This window comes from Nocardia blacklockiae (assembly GCF_015477355.1).
Classification (GTDB): Bacteria; Actinomycetota; Actinomycetes; order Mycobacteriales; family Mycobacteriaceae; genus Nocardia; species Nocardia blacklockiae.
Genome location: NZ_JADLRJ010000012.1, coordinates 18,334 through 44,983 on the forward strand (window position 1 = coordinate 18,334; position 26,650 = coordinate 44,983).

The 26,650-nt window shown below is 69.9% G+C and carries 26 protein-coding genes, 1 tRNA gene and 1 riboswitch; of the genes, 14 read left to right on the forward strand and 13 right to left on the reverse strand.

The genetic code is table 11. From position 1 onward, the window contains the following. The first annotated feature begins 452 nt into the window (after window positions 1-452). From IU476_RS28335 to mnhG, 7 genes are all read left to right on the forward strand, one after another. Window positions 453-1,790: a hypothetical protein gene (locus IU476_RS28335; protein WP_195105226.1), complete on the forward strand. Its 1,338-nt coding sequence runs from the start codon at window positions 453-455 to the stop codon at window positions 1,788-1,790. Window positions 1,791-1,927: 137 nt separating this feature from the next. After that, complete coding sequence (locus IU476_RS28340) at window positions 1,928-4,786, forward strand: Na+/H+ antiporter subunit A (RefSeq protein WP_195105228.1); 2,859 nt, start codon at window positions 1,928-1,930, stop codon at window positions 4,784-4,786. Then, a complete protein-coding gene (locus tag IU476_RS28345; protein WP_195105230.1) occupies window positions 4,783-5,166 on the forward strand; it encodes a Na(+)/H(+) antiporter subunit C in 384 nt (127 codons plus the stop codon). Before IU476_RS28340 ends, IU476_RS28345 begins: the two co-directional genes overlap by 4 nt. Next, on the forward strand, window positions 5,163-6,779 hold the full coding sequence (locus IU476_RS28350) for a Na+/H+ antiporter subunit D (RefSeq protein WP_195105233.1): 1,617 nt from the start codon (window positions 5,163-5,165) through the stop codon (window positions 6,777-6,779). The genes IU476_RS28345 and IU476_RS28350 overlap by 4 nt, the downstream gene beginning before the upstream one ends. Then, window positions 6,776-7,327: a Na+/H+ antiporter subunit E gene (locus IU476_RS28355; protein ID WP_195105235.1), complete on the forward strand. Its 552-nt coding sequence runs from the start codon at window positions 6,776-6,778 to the stop codon at window positions 7,325-7,327. Before IU476_RS28350 ends, IU476_RS28355 begins: the two co-directional genes overlap by 4 nt. Further along, on the forward strand, window positions 7,324-7,584 hold the full coding sequence (locus IU476_RS28360) for a monovalent cation/H+ antiporter complex subunit F (protein WP_195105244.1): 261 nt from the start codon (window positions 7,324-7,326) through the stop codon (window positions 7,582-7,584). Before IU476_RS28355 ends, IU476_RS28360 begins: the two co-directional genes overlap by 4 nt. Before the next feature lie 8 nt (window positions 7,585-7,592). After that, window positions 7,593-7,928 carry a monovalent cation/H(+) antiporter subunit G gene (gene mnhG, locus IU476_RS28365; protein WP_438944082.1) on the forward strand — a complete coding sequence of 112 codons (336 nt, stop codon included), beginning with the start codon at window positions 7,593-7,595 and terminating at the stop codon, window positions 7,926-7,928. 49 nt (window positions 7,929-7,977) lie between these two features. On the opposite strand, the gene IU476_RS28370 is transcribed toward mnhG, so the two are convergent. From IU476_RS28370 to napA, 5 genes are all read right to left on the reverse strand, one after another. Further along, window positions 7,978-9,279, reverse strand: coding sequence for a phosphatase PAP2 family protein (locus IU476_RS28370; RefSeq protein WP_195105479.1), 1,302 nt, complete (start codon window positions 9,277-9,279; stop codon window positions 7,978-7,980). Between the two features lie 202 nt (window positions 9,280-9,481). After that, window positions 9,482-10,621, reverse strand: a complete 1,140-nt coding sequence (locus IU476_RS28375; RefSeq protein WP_195105248.1) for a glutamate--cysteine ligase — start codon at window positions 10,619-10,621, stop codon at window positions 9,482-9,484. Window positions 10,622-10,631: 10 nt separating this feature from the next. Further along, window positions 10,632-11,336 carry a superoxide dismutase[Cu-Zn] gene (gene sodC / locus IU476_RS28380; protein WP_195105250.1) on the reverse strand — a complete coding sequence of 235 codons (705 nt, stop codon included), beginning with the start codon at window positions 11,334-11,336 and terminating at the stop codon, window positions 10,632-10,634. A gap of 125 nt (window positions 11,337-11,461) precedes the next feature. Further along, entirely contained in the window at window positions 11,462-12,028 is a 567-nt protein-coding gene (locus IU476_RS28385) for a LytR C-terminal domain-containing protein (RefSeq protein ID WP_195105252.1), read from the reverse strand. A 39-nt stretch (window positions 12,029-12,067) separates the two neighbouring features. Then, window positions 12,068-12,427: a nucleoid-associated protein NapA gene (gene napA / locus IU476_RS28390; protein WP_195105255.1), complete on the reverse strand. Its 360-nt coding sequence runs from the start codon at window positions 12,425-12,427 to the stop codon at window positions 12,068-12,070. A gap of 144 nt (window positions 12,428-12,571) precedes the next feature. On the opposite strand from napA, the gene IU476_RS28395 reads away from it, so the two are divergent. The 3 genes from IU476_RS28395 to IU476_RS28405 all read left to right on the forward strand — a co-directional run bounded on the left by IU476_RS28395 (window position 12,572) and on the right by IU476_RS28405 (window position 14,991). Next, window positions 12,572-13,162, forward strand: a complete 591-nt coding sequence (locus IU476_RS28395) for a peptide deformylase (protein WP_195105256.1) — start codon at window positions 12,572-12,574, stop codon at window positions 13,160-13,162. Further along, complete coding sequence (locus IU476_RS28400) at window positions 13,152-14,114, forward strand: N-acetylglutamate synthase, CG3035 family (RefSeq protein WP_195105258.1); 963 nt, start codon at window positions 13,152-13,154, stop codon at window positions 14,112-14,114. The genes IU476_RS28395 and IU476_RS28400 overlap by 11 nt, the downstream gene beginning before the upstream one ends. A 61-nt stretch (window positions 14,115-14,175) precedes the next feature. Beyond that, complete coding sequence (locus IU476_RS28405) at window positions 14,176-14,991, forward strand: exodeoxyribonuclease III (protein WP_195105261.1); 816 nt, start codon at window positions 14,176-14,178, stop codon at window positions 14,989-14,991. 6 nt (window positions 14,992-14,997) lie between these two features. Here IU476_RS28405 and IU476_RS28410 read toward each other — a convergent pair whose 3' ends face one another. Beyond that, on the reverse strand, window positions 14,998-15,636 hold the full coding sequence (locus tag IU476_RS28410) for a hypothetical protein (protein ID WP_195105264.1): 639 nt from the start codon (window positions 15,634-15,636) through the stop codon (window positions 14,998-15,000). 68 nt (window positions 15,637-15,704) lie between these two features. Next, entirely contained in the window at window positions 15,705-17,531 is a 1,827-nt protein-coding gene (locus tag IU476_RS28415; RefSeq protein WP_195105266.1) for an acyl-CoA dehydrogenase, read from the reverse strand. A gap of 287 nt (window positions 17,532-17,818) precedes the next feature. Between IU476_RS28415 and IU476_RS28420 the strand changes: the two genes are divergently transcribed. Both IU476_RS28420 and thiC read left to right on the forward strand, forming a co-directional pair. Next, window positions 17,819-18,445: a TetR/AcrR family transcriptional regulator gene (locus tag IU476_RS28420; protein WP_195105269.1), complete on the forward strand. Its 627-nt coding sequence runs from the start codon at window positions 17,819-17,821 to the stop codon at window positions 18,443-18,445. Window positions 18,446-18,579: 134 nt separating this feature from the next. Next, a riboswitch (TPP riboswitch) is annotated at window positions 18,580-18,708 on the forward strand. Beyond that, window positions 18,700-20,352 (forward strand): phosphomethylpyrimidine synthase ThiC, encoded by a 1,653-nt coding sequence (thiC, locus tag IU476_RS28425; RefSeq protein WP_195105272.1) that lies wholly within the window; start codon window positions 18,700-18,702, stop codon window positions 20,350-20,352. It overlaps the preceding riboswitch by 9 nt. Before the next feature lie 94 nt (window positions 20,353-20,446). Here the strand turns inward: thiC and IU476_RS28430 are convergent, their stop codons facing one another. Then, window positions 20,447-20,845, reverse strand: coding sequence for a VOC family protein (locus IU476_RS28430; protein WP_195105278.1), 399 nt, complete (start codon window positions 20,843-20,845; stop codon window positions 20,447-20,449). Between the two features lie 74 nt (window positions 20,846-20,919). Further along, entirely contained in the window at window positions 20,920-21,567 is a 648-nt protein-coding gene (locus IU476_RS28435; protein ID WP_195105279.1) for a TetR/AcrR family transcriptional regulator, read from the reverse strand. A 74-nt stretch (window positions 21,568-21,641) separates the two neighbouring features. On the opposite strand from IU476_RS28435, the gene thiD reads away from it, so the two are divergent. Beyond that, on the forward strand, window positions 21,642-22,487 hold the full coding sequence (gene thiD, locus IU476_RS28440) for a bifunctional hydroxymethylpyrimidine kinase/phosphomethylpyrimidine kinase (protein ID WP_195105280.1): 846 nt from the start codon (window positions 21,642-21,644) through the stop codon (window positions 22,485-22,487). A 90-nt stretch (window positions 22,488-22,577) separates the two neighbouring features. Further along, complete coding sequence (locus tag IU476_RS28445) at window positions 22,578-23,861, forward strand: bifunctional glycosyltransferase family 2/GtrA family protein (protein ID WP_195105285.1); 1,284 nt, start codon at window positions 22,578-22,580, stop codon at window positions 23,859-23,861. 56 nt (window positions 23,862-23,917) lie between these two features. Here IU476_RS28445 and IU476_RS28450 read toward each other — a convergent pair. The 4 genes from IU476_RS28450 to IU476_RS28465 form a co-directional block, all read right to left on the reverse strand. Beyond that, window positions 23,918-23,990: transfer RNA gene (locus tag IU476_RS28450), tRNA-Glu, on the reverse strand. A gap of 83 nt (window positions 23,991-24,073) precedes the next feature. Beyond that, window positions 24,074-24,682 carry a TetR/AcrR family transcriptional regulator gene (locus IU476_RS28455; RefSeq protein WP_195105287.1) on the reverse strand — a complete coding sequence of 203 codons (609 nt, stop codon included), beginning with the start codon at window positions 24,680-24,682 and terminating at the stop codon, window positions 24,074-24,076. A 6-nt stretch (window positions 24,683-24,688) separates the two neighbouring features. After that, window positions 24,689-25,480, reverse strand: coding sequence for an enoyl-CoA hydratase family protein (locus IU476_RS28460; protein WP_195105289.1), 792 nt, complete (start codon window positions 25,478-25,480; stop codon window positions 24,689-24,691). A gap of 8 nt (window positions 25,481-25,488) precedes the next feature. Further along, the gene (locus IU476_RS28465; protein ID WP_195105291.1) at window positions 25,489-26,649 is read right to left on the reverse strand and encodes an acyl-CoA dehydrogenase family protein; all 1,161 of its coding nucleotides are present in this window, start codon (window positions 26,647-26,649) and stop codon (window positions 25,489-25,491) included. Between the last annotated feature and the right edge of the window lies 1 nt (window position 26,650).

Below are 26,650 nucleotides of genomic sequence, written 5' to 3' on the forward strand. Positions count from 1 at the left end.
GGAAGGCAGGAAAGACCCAGCATCCCGCCCGACCGAACAATTCCCGTGTCGCCGAACGCTATCCACAACCGCTCCCTGTCACGTGGCCCGACAGGAAAACACAGAGCGCGCACAAACCGAGGTAGTCGAGCGGACCCGCGCACACCCGCCCCGGCACCGAACTACTCCCCCAACTGCAACGACACGCCCACCGACCAAATCTGAAAATCTGCAAGAACACTTGCAAGAACAGCCACCACCACAATCACCCCAACCACCAAGTTTCATGACCCCAACCACCAAGTTTTCGGCGCGTCTCGGTTTTCGGGTGCCGCCGCGCCGCGACGAAGGAGCAAGCGGCGGCACCCGAAAACCGAGACCTCAGGCGCCGAAAACCCGCCGAAGCGAAGCGAAGGCCAAAAAATACACCGCCGCAGCGAAGCGAAGGCAAAAAATCCAGTACTTTCTAACTGGTGCGCACCAGTGTCGCGGTGTTCGAGACGGTCACGGCAGGCCTCGCAACCCTGGTTGCGGGAATGTCGCTCCTGCTTCCGGTCGATTTCGCGTGGACCACGGGGTCGTCGGCATTGCAGTTGGATCTGCTCACGCACAGCATGCCGCGGGCGATCGCCGCCGGTGCCGTCGTCGCGCTGATCGTCGCCGTATTCGCCACCACCGTGAATCACGGGCTGGCCGCGTGGGGTTCGGCGTCCTGCGGCGCGGCGCTGCTGCTGGTGACGCATCTGGTCGGCCGCAACAGCGGTCCGGACACCTCGCTGGCGACACTGAATTTCCTGGACGCGTTCGCGGGCGGTGTACTGCTGGGCGGGATCGCGGCGGCTGTGCTGCGCGGCCGGTTGCAGGTGTTCGGCTGGACGCTGGGTGCGCTGAGCAGCGTCGTGGTGGGCGCGTCGCTGCCGGTGCCGCACAGCAGCGACCTCGGCGACGCGAACCGGTACGGCCGCTGGCCCGCGGTGGATTTCCCGCCGCCGTGGCTGATCGCGGTGACGCTGGTGCTGGTGGCGATCGGCACGGTCGTGAACCGGCACGAGACGCGGGTGGAGCGGCGGTCGATCGAGTTGCCGATGGCGCCGATCCTGGCGGGTCTCGTCTATGTGGTGGTGACGATGTTCGGCACCGAGTGGCTGACCCGGCGCGCCGACGACGTCATCGATATCGCCCTGAGCGCCGGCGCGACCGTGCTCGCGGGGCTGATCGCCGCGATGCTGCTGCCGCGCCGGGACGGCACCCTGGTGTTGCTGGCGGTGGCGCTGGCGGCGGTGGGTAGCGCGATCATGCCGTCGTGGCTGCCGGGGTGGTCGGCCGCACCGCTGGTGGCGCTGCTGGCGCTCGGGATCGTGCTGGGTTTCCGGCGGCCGGGCCCGGTGGCGGGACTGCTCGTGCTGACCGCGCTGGTGTTCTACTGCGCGCTGACCCACGACCACGATCCGCACGCCCGGGTCCGCAATGTCGGCATCGCGGTGGTGCTGGCCCTCGTCGCCGGTTACTGCTTCGGCAGCGCCGCGCCGCGCTACAACCCGACCCGCGTGCTGGGCGTCTCGATCGTCTTCGTGCCCTCGGTGGTGCTGGCGCTGCGCGACCACGTGAACCGGGGCGATTTCACCAGCGCCACGGTCGATTCCGGACGCTGGTACGTCTGCCAGGTGCCGGTCACGAATTCGCCTGTGCCGTATTGGACCGCGCTCGCGATCGCACTCGGCTGTCTGGGCGGCCTGCTCGCGCTGCGCCGGTTGCGGGCGCCGACGGTCTTCCCGGTGACCGATCCCGACCCGAGCCCGGCCGAGCGGTGACCGCGGCCGCGTGATTGCGGATATATAGCCGGGCACCTGGAACATGTTCGACGCCATAACCCCGGCGCACCGGAATCCCGCACCGGCCGACGTAGTATCGACTGCGCACACCCCGCCGCCGACCGACGGAGTGAAGTTTGCTCGCTGTCCTGCTCGCCCACGCCGCCGCGGCCCTGCTCGCGCCGCCCTGCGTGCGAGTCCTGGGCCGACGGGGCTTCTACCTGCTGGCGCTCGTGCCGCTGGCGAGTCTGGGCTGGGTCGCGGCGAATTGGAACAGCGGCCGGACGCTGCGGGTGAGCTGGGCGCCGGGCATCCACATGAACCTGGATCTGCGCTTCGACTCGCTCGCCTCGATCATGTCGGCGCTGGTGCTCGGCATCGGCGCGCTGATCCTGGTCTATTGCGCGAGCTATTTCGACGACGACGACCGGCAGCGGCTCGGTATCTTCGCCGGCTACCTGGTTGCCTTCGCGGGCACCATGTTCGGCCTGGTGACCAGCGACAACATGTTGCTGCTGTTCACCTTCTGGGAAGCGACGACGGTGTTGTCGTTCCTGCTGGTCGGCCATCACGCGGAACAGATCGCCGGGCGGCGCGCGGCGCTGCAGGCGCTGCTGGTGACGGCGGCGGGCGGGCTGACGATGCTGGTCGGCATCATCCTCGTCGGACAGCGCTGCGGCAGCTACCTGCTGTCGGAGGTGCTCGCCCGCGCCGACCCGCACGACTGGTCGACCTGCGTCGCGGTGGTGTTGATCCTGGTCGGCGCGCTGAGCAAATCGGCGATCGTGCCGCTGCACTTCTGGCTGCCGGGCGCGATGACCGCGCCCACGCCGGTGAGCGCCTACCTGCACGCGGCGGCGATGGTGAAGGCCGGTGTGTACCTGGTAGCGCGGCTGGCGCCGACGTTCGCGGTGAGCCCGCCGTGGCATCCGATCATCCTCACGCTGGGGCTGGTGTCGATGCTGCTGGCGGGTCTGCGGTCGCTGCAGGTGACCGATCTGAAGCTGGTGCTGGCGTTCGGCACGGTGAGTCAGCTCGGTTTCCTGATCACGCTGGTGGGCATCGGCACGCCGGACGCGGCGCTGGCGGGGGCGGCGATGATCGTCGCGCACGCGCTGTTCAAGGCGTGCCTGTTCATGGTCGTCGGCATCATCGACCACGGTGCCGGGACGCGCGATCTGCGGCGGCTGTCGGGATTGGGCCGCCGCGAGCCGGTGCTGTGCGGTGCCGCGATCCTGGCCGGCGCGAGCATGGCCGGGATTCCGCCGCTGCTCGGTTTCGTGGGCAAGGAGAGCGCGCTGGGCGCGATCCTGGACGCGGAGAACATGACCGCGCCGGTGAAGATCGCGGTGGGCACCGGCATCGTGGTCGGTTCCATGCTGACGGTGGGCTACAGCCTCCGATTCCTGTGGGGCGCTTTCGGTTCCAAGTCGGTGGGTATGGGAGCGCCGGAGCGGCAACCGGAATGGCACCGGCCCGGCGCGCTGTTCGTGGCCCCGGCCGCGCTGCTGGCGGTGGCGGGGCTGGCGGCGGGCCTGGCCGCCCCGTGGATGGATCGGCTGCTGCGCCCCTACGCGACGACGCTGCCCGGCGGCGAGCCCACGCACCTGGCGCTGTGGCACGGCTTCGGGCATCCGCTCACCCTGACCATGATCGTGATCGCCTGCGGCCTGGTGCTTTTCGAGATCCGCGACCGCATCGGCGAATCGGCGAGCCCGCGGCTGGGCAACGCGGACCGCGTCTACGACAAGACGCTGCGCGCGATGGACCAGCTGTCGCTGCGCATGACCGGTGCGATCCAGCGCGGTTCGCTGCCGCTGAACCAGGCGCTGATCCTGATCACGCTGATCGTGCTGCCCACCGCCATGCTGGCGTTCGGCGCCCGGACGCGAGTGGGGTTGCGGCTGTGGGATTCCCCGCTGCAGCCGATCATCGGGATCATCATGATCGCGATGGCGGTGGGCGCCACCGTGATGCGCAACCGCCTGGCCAGTGTGCTGCTGGTCGGCGTCACCGGCTACGGCTGCGGCGTCGTCTTCGCGCTGCACGGCGCGCCCGACCTGGCGCTCACCCAGTTCCTGGTGGAGACCCTGACCCTGGTGATCTTCGTGCTGGTCCTGCGCCGGTTCCCCGCCGAGATCGAACCGGACCGGGTGGCCGCGTTCAAGGTGCGCCGCGCGCTGCTGGCGGCGCTGGTGGGCACGGCGGTCGCGGTGCTCGCGGCCTTCGCCACCGCGGCCCGCGACACCGAGCCGATCTGGCATCGGATCCCTACGGCCGCATACGAATTCGGCGGCGGCAAGAACGCGGTCAACGTGCTGCTGGTGGACATCCGCGCCTGGGACACCCTGGGCGAGGTGTCGGTGCTGGTGGTCGCCGCGACCGGCGTCGCCTCGCTGATGTTCCGCAGCCGCCGCTTCGGCACGCTGCCCCGGGTCGCCGACGCGCCGGGCTACACCCCCGATCCGGACCGCTCCTACTGGCTGCCGGCGGCGCCGCTGATCGCGCCGCAGCACCGATCGATGGTGCTGGCGATGACCACGCGACTGGTCTTCCCGACCCTGATGATGCTGTCGGCGTACTTCTTCTTCGCCGGGCACAACGCACCCGGCGGCGGTTTCGCCGGCGGCCTCACCGCCGGCTTGGCGCTGGTCCTGCGCTATCTCGCGGGCGGGCGCTACGAACTGGCCGAGGCGCTGCCGGTCGACGCCGGGCACGTGCTGGGCGCCGGGCTGGCGCTGTCCGCCGGCACCGCGGCCGGGTCGCTGCTGCTGGGCGCGCCGCCGCTGTCCTCGGCGATCATCGAGGTGACGCTGCCGCTGGTCGGTCACGTCAAATTCGTCACCGCCATGCTGTTCGACCTGGGCGTGTACCTGATCGTGGTGGGTCTGGTCCTGGATGTGCTGCGCAGTCTCGGCGCGCGGCTGGACACCGAGGGCCCCGCGATCACGACCATCGACACGCGCACCGGCGAATCGACGAAGGAGGACCGATGACCGCGAACATCACGCTCCTGGTCCTGGTCGGGGTGCTCACCGCCTGCGGCGTCTACCTGGTGCTGGAACGCGCCGTGTCGAAGATGCTGCTGGGGATGATCCTGTTCAGCAACGCGGTGAACCTGCTCATCCTCACCGTCGGCGGCCCGGACGGCCGGCCGCCGATCCTCGGCGAAACCGATCGCGTGCACGAGGATTCGGCCGACCCGCTGGCCCAGGCGATGGTGCTGACCTCCATCGTGATCACCATGGGCCTGGCCGCGTTCGTGCTCGCCCTGGCCTACCGCGCCTACGCCCTGACCACCACCGAGCGGGTCGAGAACGACCCCGAGGACGTCAAGGTCGCCGCGCGGCGCGAGGGCGAGGATCCCGAGCAATGACCCTGCCGCCCGGGCTGATCACCCCCCTCACCGCGCTGCCGGTGCTGATCCCGCTGCTCACCGCGGCGGCCACGCTGATCGTCGGCCGCAAACCGCGGGTGCAGCAGATCGTGTCGATCGCGGCGCAGGCCGCGGTGGTGGTGGTCACCGGGCTGCTGCTGTACCTGGCCGACCGGGACGGGATGGCGGCGCTGCAGATCGGCAACTGGCACAGCCCGATCGGCATCACGCTGGTGGTGGACCGGCTGTCGGCGGCGATGCTGCTGGTCTCGTCGATCGTGCTGCTGGCGGTGCTCGTGTACGCCGTCGGGCAGGGCATCAGCGACGGCACCGAGCGGCAGCCCACCTCGATCTTCCAGCCGACGTATCTCATTCTGAGCGCCGGGGTTTCGATCGCCTTCCTGGCCGGGGACCTGTTCAACCTGTTCGTCGGCTTCGAGGTGCTGCTGGGCGCGTCGTTCGTACTGCTGACCCTGGGCGCCAGCGCCGAGCGGGTGCGGGCCGGGGTGTCGTACACGATGGTGTCGATGGTGTCGTCGCTGATCTTCCTCACCGGCATCGCGCTGGCGTATGCGGCCACCGGCACCCTGAACCTGGCGCAGATGTCGGTGCGCATCGGCGAGGTGCCCGCGGGCGTCCGCAGCGCCGTGTACGCCGTGCTGCTGGTGGCGTTCGGCATCAAGGCCGCGGTGTTCCCGCTGTCGAACTGGCTGCCCGACTCCTACCCCACCGCGCCCGCACCCGTCACCGCGGTCTTCGCCGGTTTGCTGACCAAGGTCGGCGTGTACGCCATCATCCGGATGCACACGCTGCTGTTCCCGGCGAGCACCTTCGACAACGTGCTGCTGGTGTGCGGGCTGCTCACCATGCTGATCGGCATCCTCGGCGCGATCGCGCAGAGCGACATCAAGCGACTGCTGTCGTTCACCCTGGTCAGCCACATCGGGTATCTGATGTTCGGGGTCGGGCTGAACACCGCGGCCGGGCTCACCGGCACCGTTTTCTATGTGGCGCACCACATTCTGGTGCAGACCACGCTGTTCCTGGTGGTCGGCCTGATCGAGCGGCAGGCCGGGTCGGCGTCGCTGAGCCGGCTCGGCGGCCTGCTCGCCGCCAGTCCCGCGCTGGCGCTGCTGTTCGGGATTCCGGCGCTGAATCTCGGTGGCATCCCGCCGCTGTCGGGGTTCATCGGCAAGGCGGCGCTGCTGCAGGCGGGTGCGTCCGACGGCAGCGTGCTGGCCTGGGTGCTGGTGGGCGGCTCGATCATGACCAGCCTGCTGACCCTGTACGCGATGGCGCGGGTGTGGAGCAAGGCGTTCTGGCGGCCCCGGGTGCAGGCCCCGGAGGGCAACTTGGCCGACGCCGCGCCCTCGGGCCTGATCGACGAGTCGACCGACGTGCTGTTCGACGAGCGCGACGACCCCGGTCGCATGCCGCGCCTGATGCTGATGCCGACCGTCGCGCTGCTCGCGGTCGGGTTGGCGCTCACCGCCTTCGCCGGTCCCATTCTCGGCATCGCCGGGCGCGCCGCCGACGAACTCACCGACCGGTCCACCTACCTCGAAATGGTGCTGGGCACACCCGGTTCCTCGCACGGGGGAGGTGACCGGTGAGCCGCGAGAACGTCGTCCGGATCGGTGTCCTGCTGTGGCTGGCCGTCGTGTACACGGCGCTGTGGGGCGATCTCAGCGTCGGCAATGTGCTCGCCGGGCTCGCGATCGGCGCGCTGATCATGGTGGCGATGCCGCTGCCGCGGGTGCCGGTGTCGGGGCGGCTGCATCCGCTGTCGCTGCTCGAATTGATCGTCGTCGGTTCGTATTACGCGCTCGAGTCCAGCCTGCAGATCGCCTGGTTCGCGGTGCGGCCCGCCGGTGCGCCGGTGTCTGGGGTGCTGCGGGTGCGGATGTCGATTCGCTCGGACCTGGTGTTCGTGCTGTGCACCGACGTGCTCAACATGATTCCCGGCACCATGGTGCTGGAGCTGGACCGCACCACGCACACCGTCTGGGTGCACGTGCTGGACGTGGGCAGCGACGCGGCGGTCGAGAAGTTCTACCGCGTCACCCGGCGGATCGAGCGGTTGCTGATCCAGTCCTTCGAGCGGCCGGCCGAGTGGCGCGAATCCGACGCGCCCGCAAGCGTTTCCGAGGAGGAGCGATGACGGTCGTCGCCTTGATCGCGGCCGTGCTGCTGGTCGTCGCGGCCCTGCTGACCAGCTACCGGGTGCTGGCCGGGCCCGGCACGCTGGACCGGGTGGTGGCCATCGACTCGATCGTCGGCATCGCCGCGGCGGGCCTGGCGGTGTGGGCCGCCTACAGCGACAACACCGCCGTGCTGCCCGCCATCGTCGCCTTGGCGCTGGTCGGATTCCTCGGCTCGGCCGCGGTCTCCCGGTTCCGGGTGCGGGACGACCGATGACGGGCGTGCTGGATACCGTGCTGCGCTGGCTGTCCTACGTGCTGATCGTGCTCGGTTCGGGTTTCGCGGCCACCGCCGCGATCGCGCTCGTGCGCTTCCCCGACACCCTCTCCCGCATGCACGCCGCCACCAAACCGCAGGTGGTCGGCCTCGTGCTGGTCCTGATCGGCGCGACGATCCAGCTGCGCGGCCACGGCAACGTCTGGATGCTGCTGCTCGTCGGCCTGTTCACCCTGCTCACCATCCCCGCCGTAGCGCACCTGCTCGGCCGCACCGCCTACCGCGAACAGCGCGACCGCGACGGCCTCCTGCTGATCAACGAACTCGACGACGACACCGAGTGATCGCCTGCCGCGCCGACGAATTCGCGGCGGCGGCCGCCGCTACCGCCGTCTACCGCGCGGACAGTTTCGTGGCAACGGCGGGCTGTGGGAGCGGGGTGCGGGGGAACCAGGTGGCGCGGAAGGCCCACGCGTAGGCGGCGACGGCGCTCAGCACGAGCAGGCCTGCGGGCAGCGGGTATTCGGCCATCCACACCGCGAGGAAGCGGTAGCACAGCAGCAGTGCGGCGAGGAGGGCGAGGCCGCCCGCGACCAGGCGGATGCGAGGCGCGTCCCAGCCGCGTTCGGGCGCGCGCAGGGCGGATTCGACGGTCAGGCACAGCACCGCGCCCGCGAGCAGGTCGGCGCCGTAGTGGTAGCCGAAGCCGAGGGTGGCGGTGAGGGTCGCCAGCAGCCAGAAGGCGCCGCCCCAGCGCAGCCAGCGCGGCGCGGGCGCACCGTCGGCGGCGCGGCGGGAATGCAGGAAAACCGTGGTGGCCCAGGCGGTGTGCATGGAGGGCATGCAGTTGCGCGGGGTCGCGGAGTCGAACGGCAGGGCGCCCGGGTGCTGCTCGAGCGGCGGCACCAGGCGCGGCCAGTAGTCGCCGACCTGCAACCCGTGGCCGTCGGTCCCGAAGGCGAACATCGGGCCGACCACCGGGAACAGCACGTACACCACGGGCCCGACCAGCCCGAGCACCAGGAACGTACGGACCAGGTAGTGCGTCGGCCACACCCCGGTCGAGGCGACCCGCCGCAGCTGCCAGGCCGCCACCACCATCGCCGCCACCGGCAGCTCGATGTAGACCCAGTGCAGCACCGCGAACACGACCGGACCGGCCGCCTCGACCGCCCGGCCCAGCACCCACGAGGGCTGCCCGAATGCGTGGTCGGCCAGCAGCACGTACCGGTCCAGCACGTTCGGCCCGGCCAGCACCGTGATGTGCAGCCAGACGTCGCCCACCTTGGTGGCGAGGATCAGCAGCGCGCCCAGCGCGGCGGCGTGCAGCGCGTTGCGCCGGTCCCGGCCCTCCCAGCCGAACCAGGCGAACAGCGCGAGGCCGGTCAGCGTGATCACCGCGCCGTTGCCGACGGTCAGCGAGCCGCCCGACAGCACCCGCACGACCGCGAACACCACATCGATGGCCACCGCGAGCCCCGCGGTGACGAACCGCCGCCGCCACGACAACCCGACCAGGGCCAGCGCCAGCCCCGCCCACGGCACCGACACCGACTTCGGCGTCCCCGCGTAGTCGTCCCACAGACTCGCCAGCGGACCTTCGAAACCGTTGCGCGAGGCCACTATCTGCAACACGACCAACAGCACCGGCACGGCCCCCACCGCGAGGCCGATCCGCGCCCGCGTCGACGGCATCCGGATCCGGCCGCGGCGAGCGTCACCACCGAGGTCAGAACGCGGGTCGTCGAGTAACACGACGACCATAGTAAACGGGCGATGAACACCGCCCCACCGCCCAGCTGAACGCTCCCCCACCGCCCGGTGCCCACCCCACCCCGGGCATGCGGCCCCGCCCCGTCATCTCGGCATGCTTTTGGCCGGGATCTCGCTTTCCGCCCTACGCGTCGAGCTCGTTGACCAGGGCGTCGACCACCGCGACCAGGTCGCCCTGGGCGGATGCTGCGACCCGGCGCTGGCGCTGGTAGGAGGCGCCGCGCTGGGGGATCTCGGCGACCAGCGCCAGTTCCTTCTCACAGCCGAGTTGTTTGGCGACCGGCTCGAGGCGGTTGAGGAGTTCGGAGAGGTCGTCGGTGACCAGGCGCTCGTTGCTGTCGGCGTCGGTGATGATGATCGCGTCCAGGCCGTAACGTGCTGCGCGCCACTTGTTCTCCTGCACGTGCCAGGGCGGGATGGTGGGCAGCGTCTCCCCCGCTTCGACCCGGCGGTCCAGATCCACCACCAGGCAGTGGATGAGCGCGACCAAGGCGGAAAGCTCCAGGCGCGTGGGGATTCCGTCACACACCCGGACCTCGATGGTGCCCCATTTCGGCGCCGGGCGGATGTCCCAGTGCATGCCGCCGAGCTGCTCGATCACGCCGGTCTTCATCTGGTCGTGCACGAAACCCTCGAACTGCGACCAATTCTCGAACTGGAAGGGCAGCCCGGCGGTGGGCAGCTGCTGGAACATCAGCGCGCGGTTGCTGGCGTAGCCGGTGTCGATCCCGGCCCACATCGGCGAGGACGCGGACAGCGCCAGCAGATGCGGATACGACAGCAGCAGCGAGTTCAGGATCGGAAAGACCTTCTCCGGGTGCGAGACTCCGACGTGCACGTGCACGCCCCAGATCAGCATCTGCCGCCCCCACCACTGGGTGCGTTCGATGAGTTCGTCGTAATGCGCTGTGCGCGTGAGCTGCTGGGTCGACCACTGCGCGAACGGGTGGGTCCCGGCGCAGAACAGATCCACCCCGACCGCGTCGGCGGCGCTGCGCACGGCGTCCATCGTGCCGCTCAGGTCGTCGACCACCTCGCCGACGGTGTCGTGCACGCCGCTCACCAATTCGACGGTGTTGCGCAACAGTTCCTTGGTGATCTGCGGGGTGCCGTCGTGCGCCTTCAGGTCACCGACGGCGTCGAAGACCGCGGCGGCGGTGTTGGACAGGTCGCGCGTGTTCTTGTCGACCAGCGCTATCTCCCACTCGACCCCGAGCGTGGGGCGAGGCGAACTGTTCCAGTGAACTCTCCCGGCCCCGCCCATACCTACCCGCTTACCCGATGACGCCGCAGGCAATCCGGCCGCCCGCGTCGCCGGTCGCCAGGGTCTCGGCGTCGGGGCCGGCCGTGCCGTTGGCCTGGGTGTATCGACTGGGAACGTTGCCGAAGTTGTCCGCTCCGGCGTGGATCATCAGGGCCTTGCCCTTCAGCTCGTCCAGCGTCACGGCGTCGGTGGTGGTGACCAGCTTGGCGGTGCCGTCCTGACGCACCTCGAGCGAGGTGAGGTCGCCGCTGGCGGGATGCGCGTTCTGGTCGCCGACCTGCAGATGCCCACCCGCGGAGAGGAAGTCGCCGGCCGGGCCGCCCGCCGGCGCGGTGGAGTTGGGCTCGCACTTGCCGTTCTGGTGCACGTGCAGGCCGTGGAAGCCGGGCTTGAGGCCGTGCGCCTCGACGGTGATCTCGAGGTGGCTGCCGCTCTTGGCCACCGTCGCGGTGCCGACCTGCACACCGGCGGGGTCCTTCAGCTGCACCGAGACCGAGTCGCCCGGCGCCGCGCTGTGCTCGCCGGTGCCGTGCTCGCCGCTCGCGTGCTCACCCGTGCCGCCCGGGGCCGCCGAGCCCGTCCACACCGGCGGCGTGGTCCCCTTGGCGTCACTCGACTCCTGGCTGTTGGTGCAGGCTGCGAGGCCGAGGACCGCGATCGCCAGCACCGGGGTCACAGTCCGCCAGGACGGGCGACGAGTTGTGGACGGGGCCATCGGGGAACTCCTTTACGAGTACCGAGTTTACGAGTAAAGCTGCGTGGACGAATTCGTTACCGGTCAAGATGATGCCAGAGCCGTTACGCGGCACCGGCGTCGGGCCGGTCGGTCGGTCGAGCCGTTCAGTTGCCGGTCACGATGACGATCACTCCGGGCGGCGAACTCGCCAGACCCGCGAATCGCGGCTCCGCCGTGACGCCCAGTTCCTCGGCGATCTGCTGGGCGGCGGCCTGCTCGCCCGGCGAATTCCCGTAGTACACAGTTGTTTTCGGAATCACGCCGCCGGGATAGTTGCCCGTCTCGGCGACCGTCCAGCCCTCGGCGGTGAGCTGACCCGCGGTGCGCGCGGCCAGACCCGCGACGGTGCTGTTGTTGAGCACGCGCACGGGGACCGCCTTGTCCGCGGCCGCCGTGGTGGTCACGGCGCTGGTGGTGGTCGACGACGCGGCGGTCGTGGTGGTGGTCGTGGATTCGGCGGCCGAGGTGGTGGTGGCGGCCGGCTTCGAGGTCGTGGTGCTGGTGGGCTGGCCCTGCGTCGCCTGGCCCTGCGTCGAGGTCTCCGACGCGGTGGACTCGGAGCTCGACAGCGACATCGCACCGAGACCGGCGAACACGATGGCCAGTGCGATCAATACCATCGCGAGCGCTCGCAGCGGCGGTCCACCGGAGGGCGGATTGGGGTTGCTCACCTGCTCGACCCTAGTCCTAGCGGGGCACGCACGCCCGCATCACACCTGGAAGCCCAGGCGCCGGGCCGCGCGCGCCTTCTGGCGGCTGGCGCGCAACCGGCGCAGCCGCTTCACCAGCATGGGGTCGGCGGCCAGCGCCTCGGGCTTGTCGACGACGGCGTTGAGCACCTGGTAGTAGCGGGTGGCCGACATGCCGAACAGCTCGCGGATCGCTTCCTCCTTGGCGCCCGCGTACTTCCACCACTTGCGCTCGAAATCGAGAATGTCGAGTTCACGGCGGCTCAGGCCGCCCGGGTTGTCCGCGTCGATGTCGCCGACCGGCACTGCCACCGCGGCATCCGCACCCGTGGAAGAGCTGTCCTCGCTTGCGGAAAGGTTCCGGGCCGCTGCGCTGTCCATATCGCTCCCTCGCCGAGTTACAACTGACGACTCGACGCTCATTCAACCATGAACGACGGTGTTGTCCGCGGCGTCGCACGGCGTGTCGGCCCTCGGCGACGTGTCCGCCGGACCGCCGCGGCCGTCCGCGTAAAGTGACCGACCATGGCGATTCTCCCGATCCGCATCGTCGGCGATCCGGTTCTGCACAATCCGACCGAGAAGGTCACCCGGTCGCCCGAGGAACTCGCCGGGCTGATCGCCGACATGTTCGAGACGCTCGACGCCGCACACGGTGTGGGCCTGGCGGCCAATCAGGTCGGCGAGTCGCTGCGCCTGTTCGTCTACGACTGCCCCGACGTCGACGCCGACGGCAGCGTGAACCGGCGGCGCGGCGTGGTGGTCAATCCGGTGCTGGAGACCTCCGCGATCCCCGAGACGATGCCGGATCCCGACGACGACGAGGAGGGCTGCCTGTCCGTGCCGGGCGAGCAGTACCCCACCGGCCGCGCCGACTGGGCGCGCGTCACCGGCACCGACGAGCACGGCGAGCCGGTCGAGATCGAGGGCAAGGGCTTCTTCGCCCGGATGCTGCAGCACGAGGTCGGCCATCTCGACGGCTTCCTCTACGTGGACGTGCTGGTCGGCCGCAACGCGCGCGCGGCCAAGAAGGCGATCAAGCGGAACGGCTGGGGCGTACCGGGTTTGAGCTGGGTCCCGGGCACCGTGCCGGATCCGTTCGGGCATGACGACTGAGCCCCCGGAGCTCCCGCCCGGCCGACGGGTGGTGGTGCGGTATCGGCTGCCCGCCGGCTATCCCCAGCAGTTCACCGACGTCATCGGCGAACTGGTAGCCCTCGATCCCCCGACCGTGCGCACCGCCGACGGCCAGACGGTGGCCATCGCGGCCGATCGCGTGGTGGCGATGAAACCGTTGGGGCCCAGGCCGATTCGCACCCGCGAGATCCGCGCGCTGGAGGCGGCGGCGTGCGACGGCTGGCCCGGTACCGACCGCGCCACGGTGGACGGCTGGGTACTGGCCGCCGGCCACGGCTATACCAATCGCGCCAATTCCGCTGTGCCGGTGGGTAGTTCGGAGCAACCGGCGAATCCGCATCCGGAGACGCTGCACCGCATCGGCGAGTGGTACACCGAGCGCGGGCTACCGCTGAGACTGCGGCTGCCCGACCGCCTGTCCCCCGTGCCGCCCGGCTGGCGGACCTGGGGCGAGACCCGCGTGCTGGCGATCGACATCGACAATTTCGTACTGCCGCAAGGTCCTTCGATGGTGCGGGTGGACACCGCGCCGCACGATGGCTGGCTGGAGCTGTACCGGTTCCAGGGCGAGGACACCGTGCCGGTGCCGCCGCCGCAGCCCGACGAGGCGGTGCTGACCGCGGTGCGCGACGGCGAGATCGGTTTCGCCGCACTGGGTCTGCCGACCGCGCTGGCGGTCGGGCGGGGCGCGGTCACCACCGCGCCGGACGGCCGCCGCTGGGTCGGGCTGACCTGCGTCGCGGTCGCGGCTCCGCACCGCCGCCACGGCCTGGGCACGCTGATCTGCGCCGAACTCGTGCGCTGGGGCCACCGCCGCGGCGCCACCCACGCCTACGTCCAGGTGGCGGCGGACAATGGTGGGGCGCTGGCGATGTACCGGGAGATGGGCTTCGTCGAGCACCACGGCTATCGCTACGCGGCCCCGGCCTGAGCAGACGGACACCTGGCCCGGCAGGACCGCGGTCGGACAAGCACACGAGGAGAACTTGGCAGTGCGGTTGGCTACCTGGAACGTGAATTCGATTCGCTCCCGGCTGGATCGGGTGCTGGCGTGGCTGGACGCCGCCGACATCGACGTGCTGGCCCTCCAGGAGACCAAGTGCCGCGACGACCAGTTCCCGTCGGAGCGGTTCGAGGAGGCGGGCTACGAGGTCGCGCACGTCGGGTTCAGCCAGTGGAACGGGGTGGCCATCGCCTCCCGCGTCGGCCTGGACGACGTCGAGATCGCCTTCCCCGGCCAGCCCGGTTTCGACAAGGACGCGGACGCCTCGCTGCTCGCCGCGCCCGTGGTGGAGGCCCGCGCCCTGGGCGCCACCTGCGGCGGCGTGCGAGTGTGGAGCCTGTACGTGCCCAACGGCCGCGCGCTGGGCGACCCGCACTACGCCTACAAGCTGGAATGGCTTGCGGCCCTGCGCGAGACCGGCTCGCGCTGGCTGGCCGAGGACCCCGCGGCGCAGATCGCGCTGGTCGGCGACTGGAACATCGCCCCGACCGACGACGACGTGTGGTCGCCCGCCCTGTTCGTGGGCAGAACCCATGTCTCCCAACCGGAACGGGACGCGTTCGAGGCCATCACCGCGGCGGGCTTCACCGACGTGATGCGGCCGTTCGCACCGGGCCCCGGGGTGTACACCTACTGGGATTACACGCAGTTGCGCTTCCCGCGCAAGGAGGGCATGCGCATCGACTTCATCCTCGCCTCGCCCGCCCTGGCCGCCCGGGTCACCGACGCGTCGGTCGACCGCGAGCAGCGAAAAGGCAAGGCGCCCAGCGATCATGCGCCGGTGGTCGCCGAATTCTCGGACTGAGCGCGGTCAGGCGGGCCGGGTCTTGATGGCGTCCTGGGAGATGAAGACGTCGTAGCTGCCGGTGGAGGCGACCACGGCATTGCCGTACGCCGAGCGCACGAAAGGCTTTGTATACCAGGTGTGCTGCTGCATGTCCTCGAAGAAGTCGCGGTCGCTGCCGTTGAGGAAGATGTGGTTCTGCTTGGTGGCGTCACCGTCCGAGCGCTCGCCGAACAGCCGGGTCACCGTGTACCCGGAGTGGAAGCCGAGGGTGTTCACCCAGTGCTCGAGTTCGACGATGTTGGCCTGCAACACCCACATGTCCCCTTCGACGCGGAACTTCTCGTGCCGGTCGTCGTGGTTGCCGTCGCCGTAGAGGGTCAGCTCGACGTCCATCGTGTGCGGCTGGCCGTCCACCGGTGTCGCCACCACGTGCGCGGCCTTCACCTCACCGGTCAGGCCCAGGTAGGTCTGCAGCAGCGTGGTCACCCAGAGGACGACCACGGCCAGCAGCGCCAGCACCAGCGCCCCGGCTCCCCTGCCGGGCAACGCCTTCCACCCGACCTTCCGCGCTTTGAGCACCGCGCTGACCAGCAGTCCCACGGCAAGCACGACGAGCACGAGCAGAAAGGCCTGAATCCAGCCGAAATTCACCGGGTACACCATGCGGTAGTTGTACCCGCCCCGGAACTGCTCTGCGCGTCACGAAAAGGGCACGCTTGTATTCCGTTGGCTCAGAATGCGGCCTCGTCCAGACGCATGATGTCGTTGTCGAGGTTCTCCACCACCGCGCGCACGCCGCTGAGCAGCGGCAGCCGGTTCTTCGCGAACCACGAAGCGACGCCGATCTTTCCGGCGTAGAAGTGGCGGTCGCGGTCCGACGGCTGCCCGTCCAGCGCGGCCTGGGCCACCGCGGCCTGCGCCAGCAGCCGCCAGCCGATCACCAGATCGCCGGTGGCGTGCAGGAAGCGCACCGAGCCGAGGCCGACCTTGTAGATCTCCTCCGGATTCTGCTGCGACGCCATCAGATACTCGGTGAGCGCGGCGGCCATCGCCTGCACGTCGGCCAGCGCCGCGCCGAGCAGTTTCCGCTCGTGTTCGAGCCGGGCCTCGCCCGCGTCGGCGAACTGCTGGATCAGCCCCGCGACGTGGGCCAGCGCCACGCCCTTGTCGCGAATGATCTTGCGGAAGAAGAAGTCCTGCGCCTGGATCGCGGTGGTGCCCTCGTACAGGCTGTCGATCTTGACGTCGCGGATGTACTGCTCGATCGGATAGTCCTGCAGATAACCCGAGCCGCCGAAGGTCTGCAGCGATTCGGTCAGCGTCTCGTAGGCCCGCTCGGAGCCACAGCCCTTGACGATCGGCAGCAGCAGATCGTTGACGCGCGCCGCGAGTTCCGGATCCGCGCCGAAATTCGCCTGTGCCACATCGTCGTTCTGATACGCCGAGGTGTACAGGTACAGCGCGCGCAGCCCCTCCGAGTACGCCTTCTGCAGCGCCAGGCTGCGCCGCACGTCGGGGTGGTGGGTGATGGTGACGCGCGGCGCGGTCTTGTCCGTCATCTGCGTCAGGTCCGCGCCCTGCACGCGAGTCTTGGCGTACTCCAAGGCATTCAGGTACCCGCTGGACAGCGTGCCGGCCGACAGGACGCCCACCATCATGCGCGCGTTCTCGATCACCTTGAACATCTGCGCGATGCCGTTGTGCACCTCGCCGACCAGATAGCCGACGGCCGGCTTGTCGCCGCCGTAGGTGAGTTCACAGGTGGGCGAGGACTTGATACCCATCTTGTGCTCGAGGTTGGTGACGAGCACGCCATTGCGCTCGCCCAGTTCCATCGTCTCCCGGTCGAACAGGAACTTAGGCACCGCGAACAGCGACAGGCCCTTGGTCCCCGGACCGGCGCCCTCGGGGCGCGCCAGGGTGAGATGGATGATGTTCTCGGCGGTGTCGCCCAGGTCGCCGCCGGAGATGAAGCGCTTCACGCCCTCGATGTGCCAGGTGCCGTCGGGCTGCCGCACCGCCTTGGTGCGGCCCATGCCCACGTCGGAGCCGGCGTCGGGCTCGGTGAGCACCATGGTGCCGCCCCAGCGCTGCTCCCACGCGTGCTGGGCCCAGCGCCGCTGCTCCTCGGTGCCCTCGTTGAACAGCACGGTGTGCATCAGCGGGCCCATATTGAAGAAGCTCGCCGAATTGTTCGCCGCCACAAGCATTTCCTGCGTCGCCCACACCAGCGGCGACGGCGCGGTGACACCGCCCATCTCGACGGGCATGCCCAGCCCCGACCAGCCGGCCTCGTTCACCGCGGCGACGGTCTTGCGCAGCGGGTCCGGGACGATCACGGTGTGATTCGCCGCGTCGAAGCGCAGCGGGTCGCGGTCGGCGGCGACGAAAGACTCGGCGACCGGCCCCTCCGCCAGTCGCAGCACCTCGGCCAGGATGCCGCGCGCGGTCTCGGAGTCCAGATCGCCGTACGCGCCGCCGTCCAGCAGCGCCCCGATTCCCAGCACCTCGAACAAGTTGAACTCGATGTCTCGCAGGTTCGCCTTGTAGTGCGACACGGACCGGCCTCCTCGAACTGGGTCGAATAGCAGCGTGTGCCGACTGACCACACACGCCCGGGTGATGTTGTCCCTGGAGGTTGCCGTACGGCCGTCCGGTTACGCAACCGTAGGCTCCGATCCGGCCCGCATATTCTTCGTACCTTGTACAAAGCCGATACATCAGGGCAAACACATCACACGCGAACGCCGTGGGCCGACGTACCCCCATCTAAGCACCGATTTGCCAGAGATATGCCGAATTACGACCGGCCGAAAAGGGCATAACCGCTGATATCTTTGTCCGCATGGGTGCGGATTCGGCAGTGCGGCCGCGACAACGGGCGCAACATCTCGGACCCGAGCGGCGCCGCCCGCAAGTGCTCGACGTCGCCTTACGCATCGCCGTGGAGGACGGCATCGCGGCCATCACCATCGCCGCCGTCGCCGAACGCATGAATGTGACCCGGCCGGTCGTCTACGCCTGCTACGCCGATCGGGTGGAGCTCATCGACGCGCTGTTGCAGCGCGAGGAGTCGTATCTGATCAGCGGCATCATCGACGCGCTGCCGCGGCGTCGCGTGGAGGCCGACGAAGAGGTGTTCGTCGAGGGTTTCCGCGCCCTGCTGGAGACCGTGGCCGCCCGCCCCGAGACGTGGAAGTTGTTGTACGGCAACCCCGATCCGGCCGTCGCGGGCTCGTTCGGCCGCGGCCGCAAACTCGCCGTCGAGCGCTGCACCCGGCGGCTGCGGCCCACCCTGCACGCGTGGGGCACCGCCGACGCCGAACGCAAACTCCCGGCCCTGGTGGAACTGTGGGTCTCCGCGGGCGAGGGCGCGGTGCGCACGCTGCTGGCCGGCGACGGCGCTTGGACGCCGCAGGATCTGGGCGCGTTCGTCGGCGCGGCGGTGTACCGCGCACTGCGCGACGCCTGAGCAGGTAATTCACCGCGCAGCCGGGTGTCCGGCCGAGAGCTCGCGCACGCCCAACGCGCCGTGGCGAATTCGGGCCATCCGCACGGTCCGCCGACACGGACCGGCGGGGGCATGTACCCTCGCCGGAGACAACTGCACATGCCTACGGGGGCTCGCACCAGCGGGCTGAGAGGACGGCTAGCCCTTCATCGGGCGGTTCAGGGCCGTCGACCGTTCGAACCTGACCGGGTAATGCCGGCGTAGGGAGGATTCCGATGCCATCGAAGCATGCCGTGACGACCGTCGACACCGTCACCACGGGCCCCATCCAGGGCAGCGTGAAGCACTATCAGCAGGTCGACGCCGAGGGTGCCACCCTGCGCATCCCGGTCCGCCGGATCAACCTGACCAACGGCGAGCACTTCGACGTCTACGACACCTCGGGCCCGTACACCGACGACGACGCCGTCATCGATGTCGAGGCCGGGCTGCCGAAGCTGCGCGACGAGTGGCGCAAGCCCGAGGTGGCGGGCCCGCGTACCCAGCTGGCCTGGGCGCGGCAGGGCATCGTCACCACCGAGATGCGGTATATCGCTGCGCGCGAAGGGGTTTCGCCCGAACTCGTGCGCGCGGAGGTGGCCGCCGGGCGCGCGGTGATCCCCGCCAACCACAACCATCCCGAGTGCGAGCCGATGATCATCGGCAAGAAGTTCGCGGTGAAGATCAACGCGAACATCGGCAACTCGGCGGTCTCCTCCTCCATCGCCGAGGAGGTGGAGAAGATGGTGTGGGCCACCCGCTGGGGCGCCGACACCATCATGGACCTGTCCACCGGCAAGAACATCCACGAGACGCGCGAGTGGATCCTGCGCAACTCCCCGGTCCCGGTCGGCACCGTGCCGATCTACCAGGCGCTGGAGAAGGTGAACGGCGATCCGACGCTGCTGACCTGGGAGATCTACCGCGACACCGTGATCGAGCAGGCCGAGCAGGGCGTGGACTACATGACCGTGCACGCCGGCGTGCTGCTGCGGTACGTGCCGCTGACGGCCAAGCGCGTCACCGGCATCGTCTCGCGCGGCGGTTCCATCATGGCCGCGTGGTGCCTGGCGCATCATCGGGAGTCGTTCCTGTACACCAACTTCGACGAGCTGTGCGAGATCCTGGCGCGCTACGACATCACCTTCTCTCTCGGCGACGGCCTGCGGCCGGGCTCCATCGCCGACGCCAACGACGAGGCGCAGTTCGCCGAGCTGCGCACCCTGGGCGAGCTGACGAAGATCGCGAAATCCCATGGCGTGCAGGTGATGATCGAGGGCCCCGGCCACGTGCCGATGCACAAGATCGCGGAGAACGTGCGGCTGGAGGAGGAGCTGTGCGAGGAGGCCCCGTTCTACACCCTGGGCCCGCTCGCCACCGACATCGCCCCGGCCTACGACCACATCACCTCGGCGATCGGCGCGGCGATCATCGCGCAGGCCGGCACCGCCATGCTGTGCTACGTGACGCCGAAGGAGCACCTCGGCCTGCCCAACCGCGACGACGTGAAGACCGGCGTGATCACCTACAAGATCGCCGCGCACTCCGCCGACCTCGCCAAGGGCCACCCGCGGGCGCAGGAGCGCGACGACGCACTGTCCAAGGCGCGCTTCGAATTTCGCTGGCACGACCAGTTCAACCTGTCCCTGGACCCCGACACCGCGCGTGCGTACCACGACGAGACGCTGCCCGCCGAGCCGGCCAAGACGGCGCACTTCTGCTCGATGTGCGGACCGAAGTTCTGCTCCATGCGCATCTCGGCCGACGTGCGCGAATACGCCGAGCAGCACGGGCTGACCGACGTCGAGGCGATCGAGGCGGGCATGTCGGAGAAGTCCGAGGAGTTCGCGCAGGCGGGCAAGTCGGTCTATCTGCCCATCGTGTCGTAGTTCGCGCACCGCACATCCCGTCGGCCCCGTGGAGGTCGGGGTCCCGCCTGACCCCGATCTCCGCCGGGCCGACGGCGTATGGCGGCGCGAGAACTCAAGCGCGCGTGGAGATCTGCTGGATGCCCCAGGCGTTGCCGTCGGGATCGGCGAAGAACAGGAAGCCGATGTTGTCGAGGGAACCGTCGGGGCTCGGCGCGACCTCCTGGATCTCGCCGGGGTCGAAGCCGCGCTCGAGGAGTTCGGCGCGCGCCCTGGGCAAGTCGGGCACGACCAGTTGCAGGCCGTGCAGCGAGCCGGGCTCCATCTTCGCGAAGGCGCGCTGCCCGATGACGATCGAGCAGCCCGAGCCGGGCGGCGTGAGCTGCACGACGCGTGACCCGTCGCCGACCGTGATGTCGTGGTCGACGACGAAGCCGAGCTTGTCGCCGTAGAACTCCTTGGCCCGGTCGATGTCCGTCACCGGGACGACTACCACCTCGAGTGTCCAGTTCACCTGCGTTCCCTTCGTCTGCGCAACACCGGCACGACTGTGGACGGAGCGGCGGGGCGGAATTCATCGCTGTCTCTTCATGCCCGCGGCCGCCACCGCTCGGCGAATTCGCCGGGTTCCGGTGGCGGGCCGGGCAATTCGCCGTCGGCGGCCAGCCCGTCGAGCAGCAGGGCGAGCACGCGGCGGCGAAGTTGCCCGGTGCGCTCCGCGTCCGGCAGCGAGATCGCCGCGCAGGCCTCGAGGATCAACCCGAAATCCGAGGTCGTCACCCCGGGGCGCAGCCGGCCGGACGTCCGGGCGCGGCGCAGGATCTCGTCGTTGAGGACCCCGGCGCGCTGTACCTCGGGCACGATCGACTCGTCCGGGGTGAACGTGCCCGCCAGCCGCACGGTCAGCGAATGCACGTCCGCGTCCACCACCCGGCGCAGGAAATCGACCAGCACCTCCCAGTCGTCGCTCAGTTCCAGGGCCGCGGCCGCCTCCTCGTTGTAGCGGCGCAGACCGTCGTAGCAGAGTGTGCGCAGCAGCACCTCCTTGCTCGGGTAGCGCCGGTACAGCGCGCTGATCCCGACCCCGGCCCGCTCGGCCACGGCCGCGATCGGCGCACCGGCGTCGGCTAGGAACACCGCGCGGGCCGCGTCGAGAATGATGCCGTCGTTGCGGGCGGCCTGGGCCTTGCGGCCGGGCAGCGGTTTACGGGCTGGGGTGTCGGCGGTCTTCGGCATGACACCAGCGTAGCACCGAAACGGAATGATCCGTTCTGTTATGGCGCGGACGGCGGAGTCGTAAGGTCTATCTCGTGAAACTGCTGCCACTGACACCCGACGGCCGGACGCCCGTCCGCGCGCTCACCATCGCCGGGACCGACTCCGGCGGCGGCGCCGGCATCCAGGCCGATTCGCGCACCATGGCCCTGCTGGGGGTGCACGCGTGCGTCGCCGTGGCGGCGGTGACGGTGCAGAACTCGGTGGGCGTCAGCGATTTTCACGAGATCCCGCCCGAGACCGTGGCCGCGCAGGTACGCGCGGTGGTCGGCGATATCGGCGTCGGCGCGGCGAAGACCGGGATGCTGGCGTCCACCGCGATCATCGAGGCGGTGGCCGCGGTCTGCCGCGAACTGGGCATCGGCCGCGACGGCACGATCCCCTTGGTGGTGGATCCGGTGGCGGCGTCCATGCACGGCGACCCGCTGCTGCACGCCTCGGCGCTGGATGCGTTGCGGCACACCCTGATTCCGCTGGCCACCGTGGTCACCCCCAATCTGGACGAGGTGCGGCTGCTCACCGGCATCGAGGTGACCGACGACCGCAGCGCCCGCCGGGCCGCCGAGGCGCTGCACGCGCTGGGCCCGCGCTGGGCGGTGGTGAAGGGCGGGCACCTGCGCTCCTCCGACTTCAGCACCGACCTGCTGTTCGACGGCGAGCGCTTTCACGAGCTGTCGGCCCCACGCATCGACACCGGCGACGACCACGGCGGCGGCGACACCCTCGCCGCGGCGACCGCGTGCGCCCTCGCCCACGGCTACGACGTCCCCGACGCCGTCGCGTTCGCCAAGGAGTGGACCACCCGCTGCCTGAAGGCCGCCTATCCCCTGGGGGCGGGCCACGGGCCGGTCTCGCCGCTGTGGCGGCTGCGCGAACACTGACGCGTTCCACCGAACCCGCCTCGACCGCTCCCAGGAAGCTCCCAGGCGGGGCGCAGCCGTGCCGCAGGCTGGTGGCCGATCTTCGATGTCATGACCGACACAGCGACGGCCGCTCCGGCGGCGGAATCGGCCGGTGCTCTGGTGACACCGGTACTCGACGTGGTGATTCCCGTCTACAACGAGGAGCGCGATCTCGGGACGTGCGTGCGCAGGCTGCACGCCTTCCTGGGCGCCGGGTTCCCGTTCTCGGCACGGATCACCATCGCCGACAACGCATCCACCGACAGCACCCTGCAGGTCGCCCAACTGCTGGCGGACGAACTCGACGACGTGCGGGTGGTCCATCTCGAGCGCAAGGGCCGCGGCCGCGCGCTGCGCACGGTGTGGGAGGCCTCCGACGCACAGGTCGTCGCCTACATGGACGTGGACCTGTCGACCGACCTCAACGCCCTGCTGCCGCTGGTCGCGCCGCTGGTCTCCGGCCACTCCGACCTGGCCATCGGCACCCGGCTGGCGAAGTCGTCGCGGGTGGTGCGCGGTCCGAAGCGGGAATTCATCTCGCGCTGCTACAACCTGATCCTGCGAGCCTCGCTGCAGGCGCGATTCTCCGACGCCCAGTGCGGTTTCAAGGCGATGCGCACCGATGTCGCGCGCCGGGTGCTGCCGCTGGTGCAGGACGGCGAATGGTTCTTCGACACCGAGCTGCTGGTGATCGCCGAGCGCGCCGGGCTGCGCATCCACGAGGTGCCGGTCGACTGGATCGACGACCCGGACAGCCGCGTCGACATCGTCGACACCGCCCGCAAGGACCTGCTGGGCGTGTGGCGGGTGGGCCGGGGGCTGGCCACCGGCGCGCTGCCGATCAACGAGCTGCGCGCGGCGATCGGCCGCGAGCCGCTGGTGGACGGGGTTCCGCTGGGCATGGTGGGCCAGCTGGTGCGCTTCGGCATCATCGGCGTGGCGTCGACGCTCGCCTACATGCTGCTGTACGTGGTGCTGCAACCGTTCGCGGGCCCGCAGGCGGCGAACTTCCTGGCACTGCTGCTCACCGCGATCGCCAACACCGCCGCCAACCGCGCCTTCACGTTCGGGGTGCGGAGCTCGACTTCGGTTGTGTCCCACCACTTCCAGGGGCTGCTCATCTTCGGCTTCGCCTGGTTGCTGACCAGTGGTTCGCTGTACTCGCTGCACCGGTGGGCGCCGGACGCGCCGGTGCACCTGGAGCTGTTCGTGCTCGTGGTGGCCAACGCGGTGGCGACGCTGACCCGATTCGTGGCGCTGCGCTGGGTGTTTCGCGACGCGGTGACCGGCTCGCGCGCCGAGGAGGCGGCGGAGCGGCTGGTGTCGCCGGCGGAGACGACCGCCTTGCGCTGACATCGCGCCGTCGAAGCATATGAAGAAAGGCCGTGCGTGCGCACGGCCTTTCGCTGTAGCCCCGACGGGATTTGAACCCGCGCTACCGCCTTGAGAGGGCGGCGTCCTAGGCCGCTAGACGACGGGGCCAGGACTCGATCACCGCGACCGATCCGCACGCCTCCCCTCGAGGAGGCTCGGCCAGCTTAACGGCCGCGCGCCCGCGAACCAAATCAGGAACCGAGCGCCGCGTGCAGGGTGGCCGACCACTGCTGGACGATCTCCTTGCGCCGGGCCGAGTCGTCGGTGAGCACATCGGCCAGACCCAGGCCCCGCGCCAGGTCCAAGGTGGCCTGTACCAAGTGGTGGGCGACGGGATCGGAGTCGTCCACGCCCAGCGCCTCGACCGCCATGCGGTGCGAGACCCGGCCGAAGCGGGCCTCCAGCGGCACGATCCGCTCCCGCAGCGCGGGGTCGGCGGCGGCGTGCGTCCACACCTGGAGCGCGGCCTTGAACAGTGGGCTGGTGTAGGACTCCACCAGCCCGCTGACCACCGCCTGGGTCCGTCCGACCCCCGCGCCGACGTCCGCGACGGCCAGCGCCTCGGCCTTGGCCTGCGCCATCCGGGTGTCGAACATGTACTCCAGCGCGGCGGTGATCAAATCCTCCCGCGTCGGGAAGTGATGCTGGGCCGCGCCGCGCGACACACCCGCCCGCTCGGCGACCACGGCCACGGTCGCCGCCGCCCAGCCCCGCTCGGCCAGGCAGTCGATGGTCGCCTCGAGCAGCCGCTGCCGGGTGGCCCGGCTGCGGTCCTGCTTGGGTTCGTGGGGTGTCGCCATGATCACCTATTCTGCCCAGCTGGGCGCGCGGCGCTGGAAGAAGGCCGTCATCCCCTCGACCACCTCGGGGGTGCCGAAGTAGCTCGCCGACCGTTTCGCCAGCTCCTCGGCGCCGCGGTCGAATTCGGCCAGCAGCGCGGCATTGACCAGCCGCTTGCTCTCGGCCAGCCCCTGCGGCGAACCCTGGCACAGGGCCGCACGCAGGCGCGCCGTCTCCGCCGCCGGGTCGTCGGCGGCGAGGGTGATCAGCCCGGTCCGCTCCGCCTCGGCCGCGTCGAACTTCTCGCCGGTCTGGAAGTACCGCGCCGCCGAGCGGTTGGTCATGCGCGGCAGCAGTGTGAGCGAGATCATGAACGGCGCCAGGCCGATTCGCGCCTCGGTGAGCGCGAAACTGCTGTCGCGCCCGGCCACCACGATGTCGCAGGCGGCGAGGATGCCCATGCCGCCGGCCCGGACGTTGCCGTCGACCCGGCACAGCACGGGTTTGGGCAGTTCCAGGATCGTGCGCAGGACATCGATCATCCAGCCCGTCCGGATGTCCGCGGCCGCGGCGGGATCGGCGTCCAGCGCCTCCTTGAGATCCGCTCCGGCACAGAAGGTATTGCCGGAGTGGGTGAGTTCGACCCCGCGCACTCGGTCGTCGTCCCGAGCCTGCCGCAACGCGGCCAGCAGTTCCCGCACCAGCCGCGAGGACAGCGCGTTGCGGTTGTGCGGGGAATCGAGGGTGACGACGGCGAACCTGTCCTCGTCCACCTCGTAGCGCACGAAAGGGGCGTCGGTGTCCGGTGTGTCGCTCATGGCGCTCCTCAGTACGACTTCGGCAGGCCCAGCGAGTGCTGGGCGACGAAGTTGAGCACCATCTCCCGGCTCACCGGCGCCACCCGCCCGATGCGGGCGGCGGCCAGCATGCCCGCCAGGCCCACGTCCCGGGTCAGGCCCGAGCCGCCGTGCGTCTGGATCGCCTGGTCCAGGGCCTTGATACTGGCCTCTGCCCCAGCGTATTTCGCCATGTTCGCGGCCTCGGCGGCGCCGAAGTCGTCGCCCGAGTCGTAGAGCACGGCGGCCTTCTGCATCATCAGCTTCGCCAGCTCGAGCTCGATCTTCACCTGTGCCAGCGGATGCGAGATCCCTTGGTGCGCACCGATGGGCGTCTTCCACACCTGGCGCTCGCGCGCGTACTCGACCGCCCGGTCGATGGCGTAGCGGCCCATGCCGACCGCCATCGCCGCACCCATGATCCGCTCGGGGTTCAGTCCCGCGAACAGCTGCGCCAGCGCCGCGTCCTCCTGGCCGACCAGCGCCTCGGCGGGCAGCCGCACGTCGTCGAGGAACAGCGTGAACTGGCTGTCGGGCTCGATGATGTCCATCTCCTGCCGGGTCTTCTCGAAACCCGGCGCGTCGGTGGGCACGATGAACAGGGCCGGCTTGAGCTTGCCGGTCTTGGCGTCCTCGGTGCGCGACACGATCAGCACCGCCTCGGCCTGGTCCACACCGGAGATGAAGATCTTGCGCCCGTTGAGGATCCAGTCGCCGCCGTCGCGGCGCGCGGTAGTGGTGATGTGGTGGGAGTTGGAGCCCGCGTCGGGTTCGGTGATGCCGAAGACCATCTTCGCCGAGCCGTCGGCCAGCCGCGGCAGCCAGTGCCGCTTCTGCTCATCGGTGCCGTATTTGGTGATGATGGTGCCGCAGATGGCCGGGGAGACCACCATCAGCAGCAGCCCGGCGCCCTGCGCGGACAGCTCCTCCATCACCAGCGCCAGCTCGTAGATGCCCGCGCCGCCCCCGCCGTACTCCTCGGGCAGGTTCACCCCGAGGAAACCCAATCCGCCTGCCTCGTCCCACAATTCGCGCAACGGTTCGTTGGCGCGCGCCTTGGCCGAGACGTAGTCGCGGAAATTGTATTTGGCGGCGAGCTGCGCGACGGCGGCCCGCAGCTGCTTCTGCTCGTCGGTTTCGATGAAGCTCATG

Coding starts and splice junctions, on each gene's coding strand:
- IU476_RS28345 (WP_195105230.1), top strand. CDS start 4,783: ATGACCGCGAACATCACGCTCCTGGTCCTGGTCGGGGTGCTCACCGCC.
- IU476_RS28350 (WP_195105233.1), top strand. CDS start 5,163: ATGACCCTGCCGCCCGGGCTGATCACCCCCCTCACCGCGCTGCCGGTG.
- IU476_RS28360 (WP_195105244.1), top strand. CDS start 7,324: ATGACGGTCGTCGCCTTGATCGCGGCCGTGCTGCTGGTCGTCGCGGCC.
- IU476_RS28370 (WP_195105479.1), bottom strand. CDS start 9,279: ATGCCGTCGACGCGGGCGCGGATCGGCCTCGCGGTGGGGGCCGTGCCG.
- IU476_RS28375 (WP_195105248.1), bottom strand. CDS start 10,621: ATGGGCGGGGCCGGGAGAGTTCACTGGAACAGTTCGCCTCGCCCCACG.
- sodC (WP_195105250.1), bottom strand. CDS start 11,336: ATGGCCCCGTCCACAACTCGTCGCCCGTCCTGGCGGACTGTGACCCCG.
- napA (WP_195105255.1), bottom strand. CDS start 12,427: ATGGACAGCGCAGCGGCCCGGAACCTTTCCGCAAGCGAGGACAGCTCT.
- IU476_RS28395 (WP_195105256.1), top strand. CDS start 12,572: ATGGCGATTCTCCCGATCCGCATCGTCGGCGATCCGGTTCTGCACAAT.
- IU476_RS28400 (WP_195105258.1), top strand. CDS start 13,152: ATGACGACTGAGCCCCCGGAGCTCCCGCCCGGCCGACGGGTGGTGGTG.
- IU476_RS28410 (WP_195105264.1), bottom strand. CDS start 15,636: ATGGTGTACCCGGTGAATTTCGGCTGGATTCAGGCCTTTCTGCTCGTG.
- IU476_RS28420 (WP_195105269.1), top strand. CDS start 17,819: ATGGGTGCGGATTCGGCAGTGCGGCCGCGACAACGGGCGCAACATCTC.
- thiC (WP_195105272.1), top strand. CDS start 18,700: ATGCCATCGAAGCATGCCGTGACGACCGTCGACACCGTCACCACGGGC.
- IU476_RS28435 (WP_195105279.1), bottom strand. CDS start 21,567: ATGCCGAAGACCGCCGACACCCCAGCCCGTAAACCGCTGCCCGGCCGC.
- IU476_RS28445 (WP_195105285.1), top strand. CDS start 22,578: ATGACCGACACAGCGACGGCCGCTCCGGCGGCGGAATCGGCCGGTGCT.
- IU476_RS28455 (WP_195105287.1), bottom strand. CDS start 24,682: ATGGCGACACCCCACGAACCCAAGCAGGACCGCAGCCGGGCCACCCGG.
- IU476_RS28460 (WP_195105289.1), bottom strand. CDS start 25,480: ATGAGCGACACACCGGACACCGACGCCCCTTTCGTGCGCTACGAGGTG.
- IU476_RS28465 (WP_195105291.1), bottom strand. CDS start 26,649: ATGAGCTTCATCGAAACCGACGAGCAGAAGCAGCTGCGGGCCGCCGTC.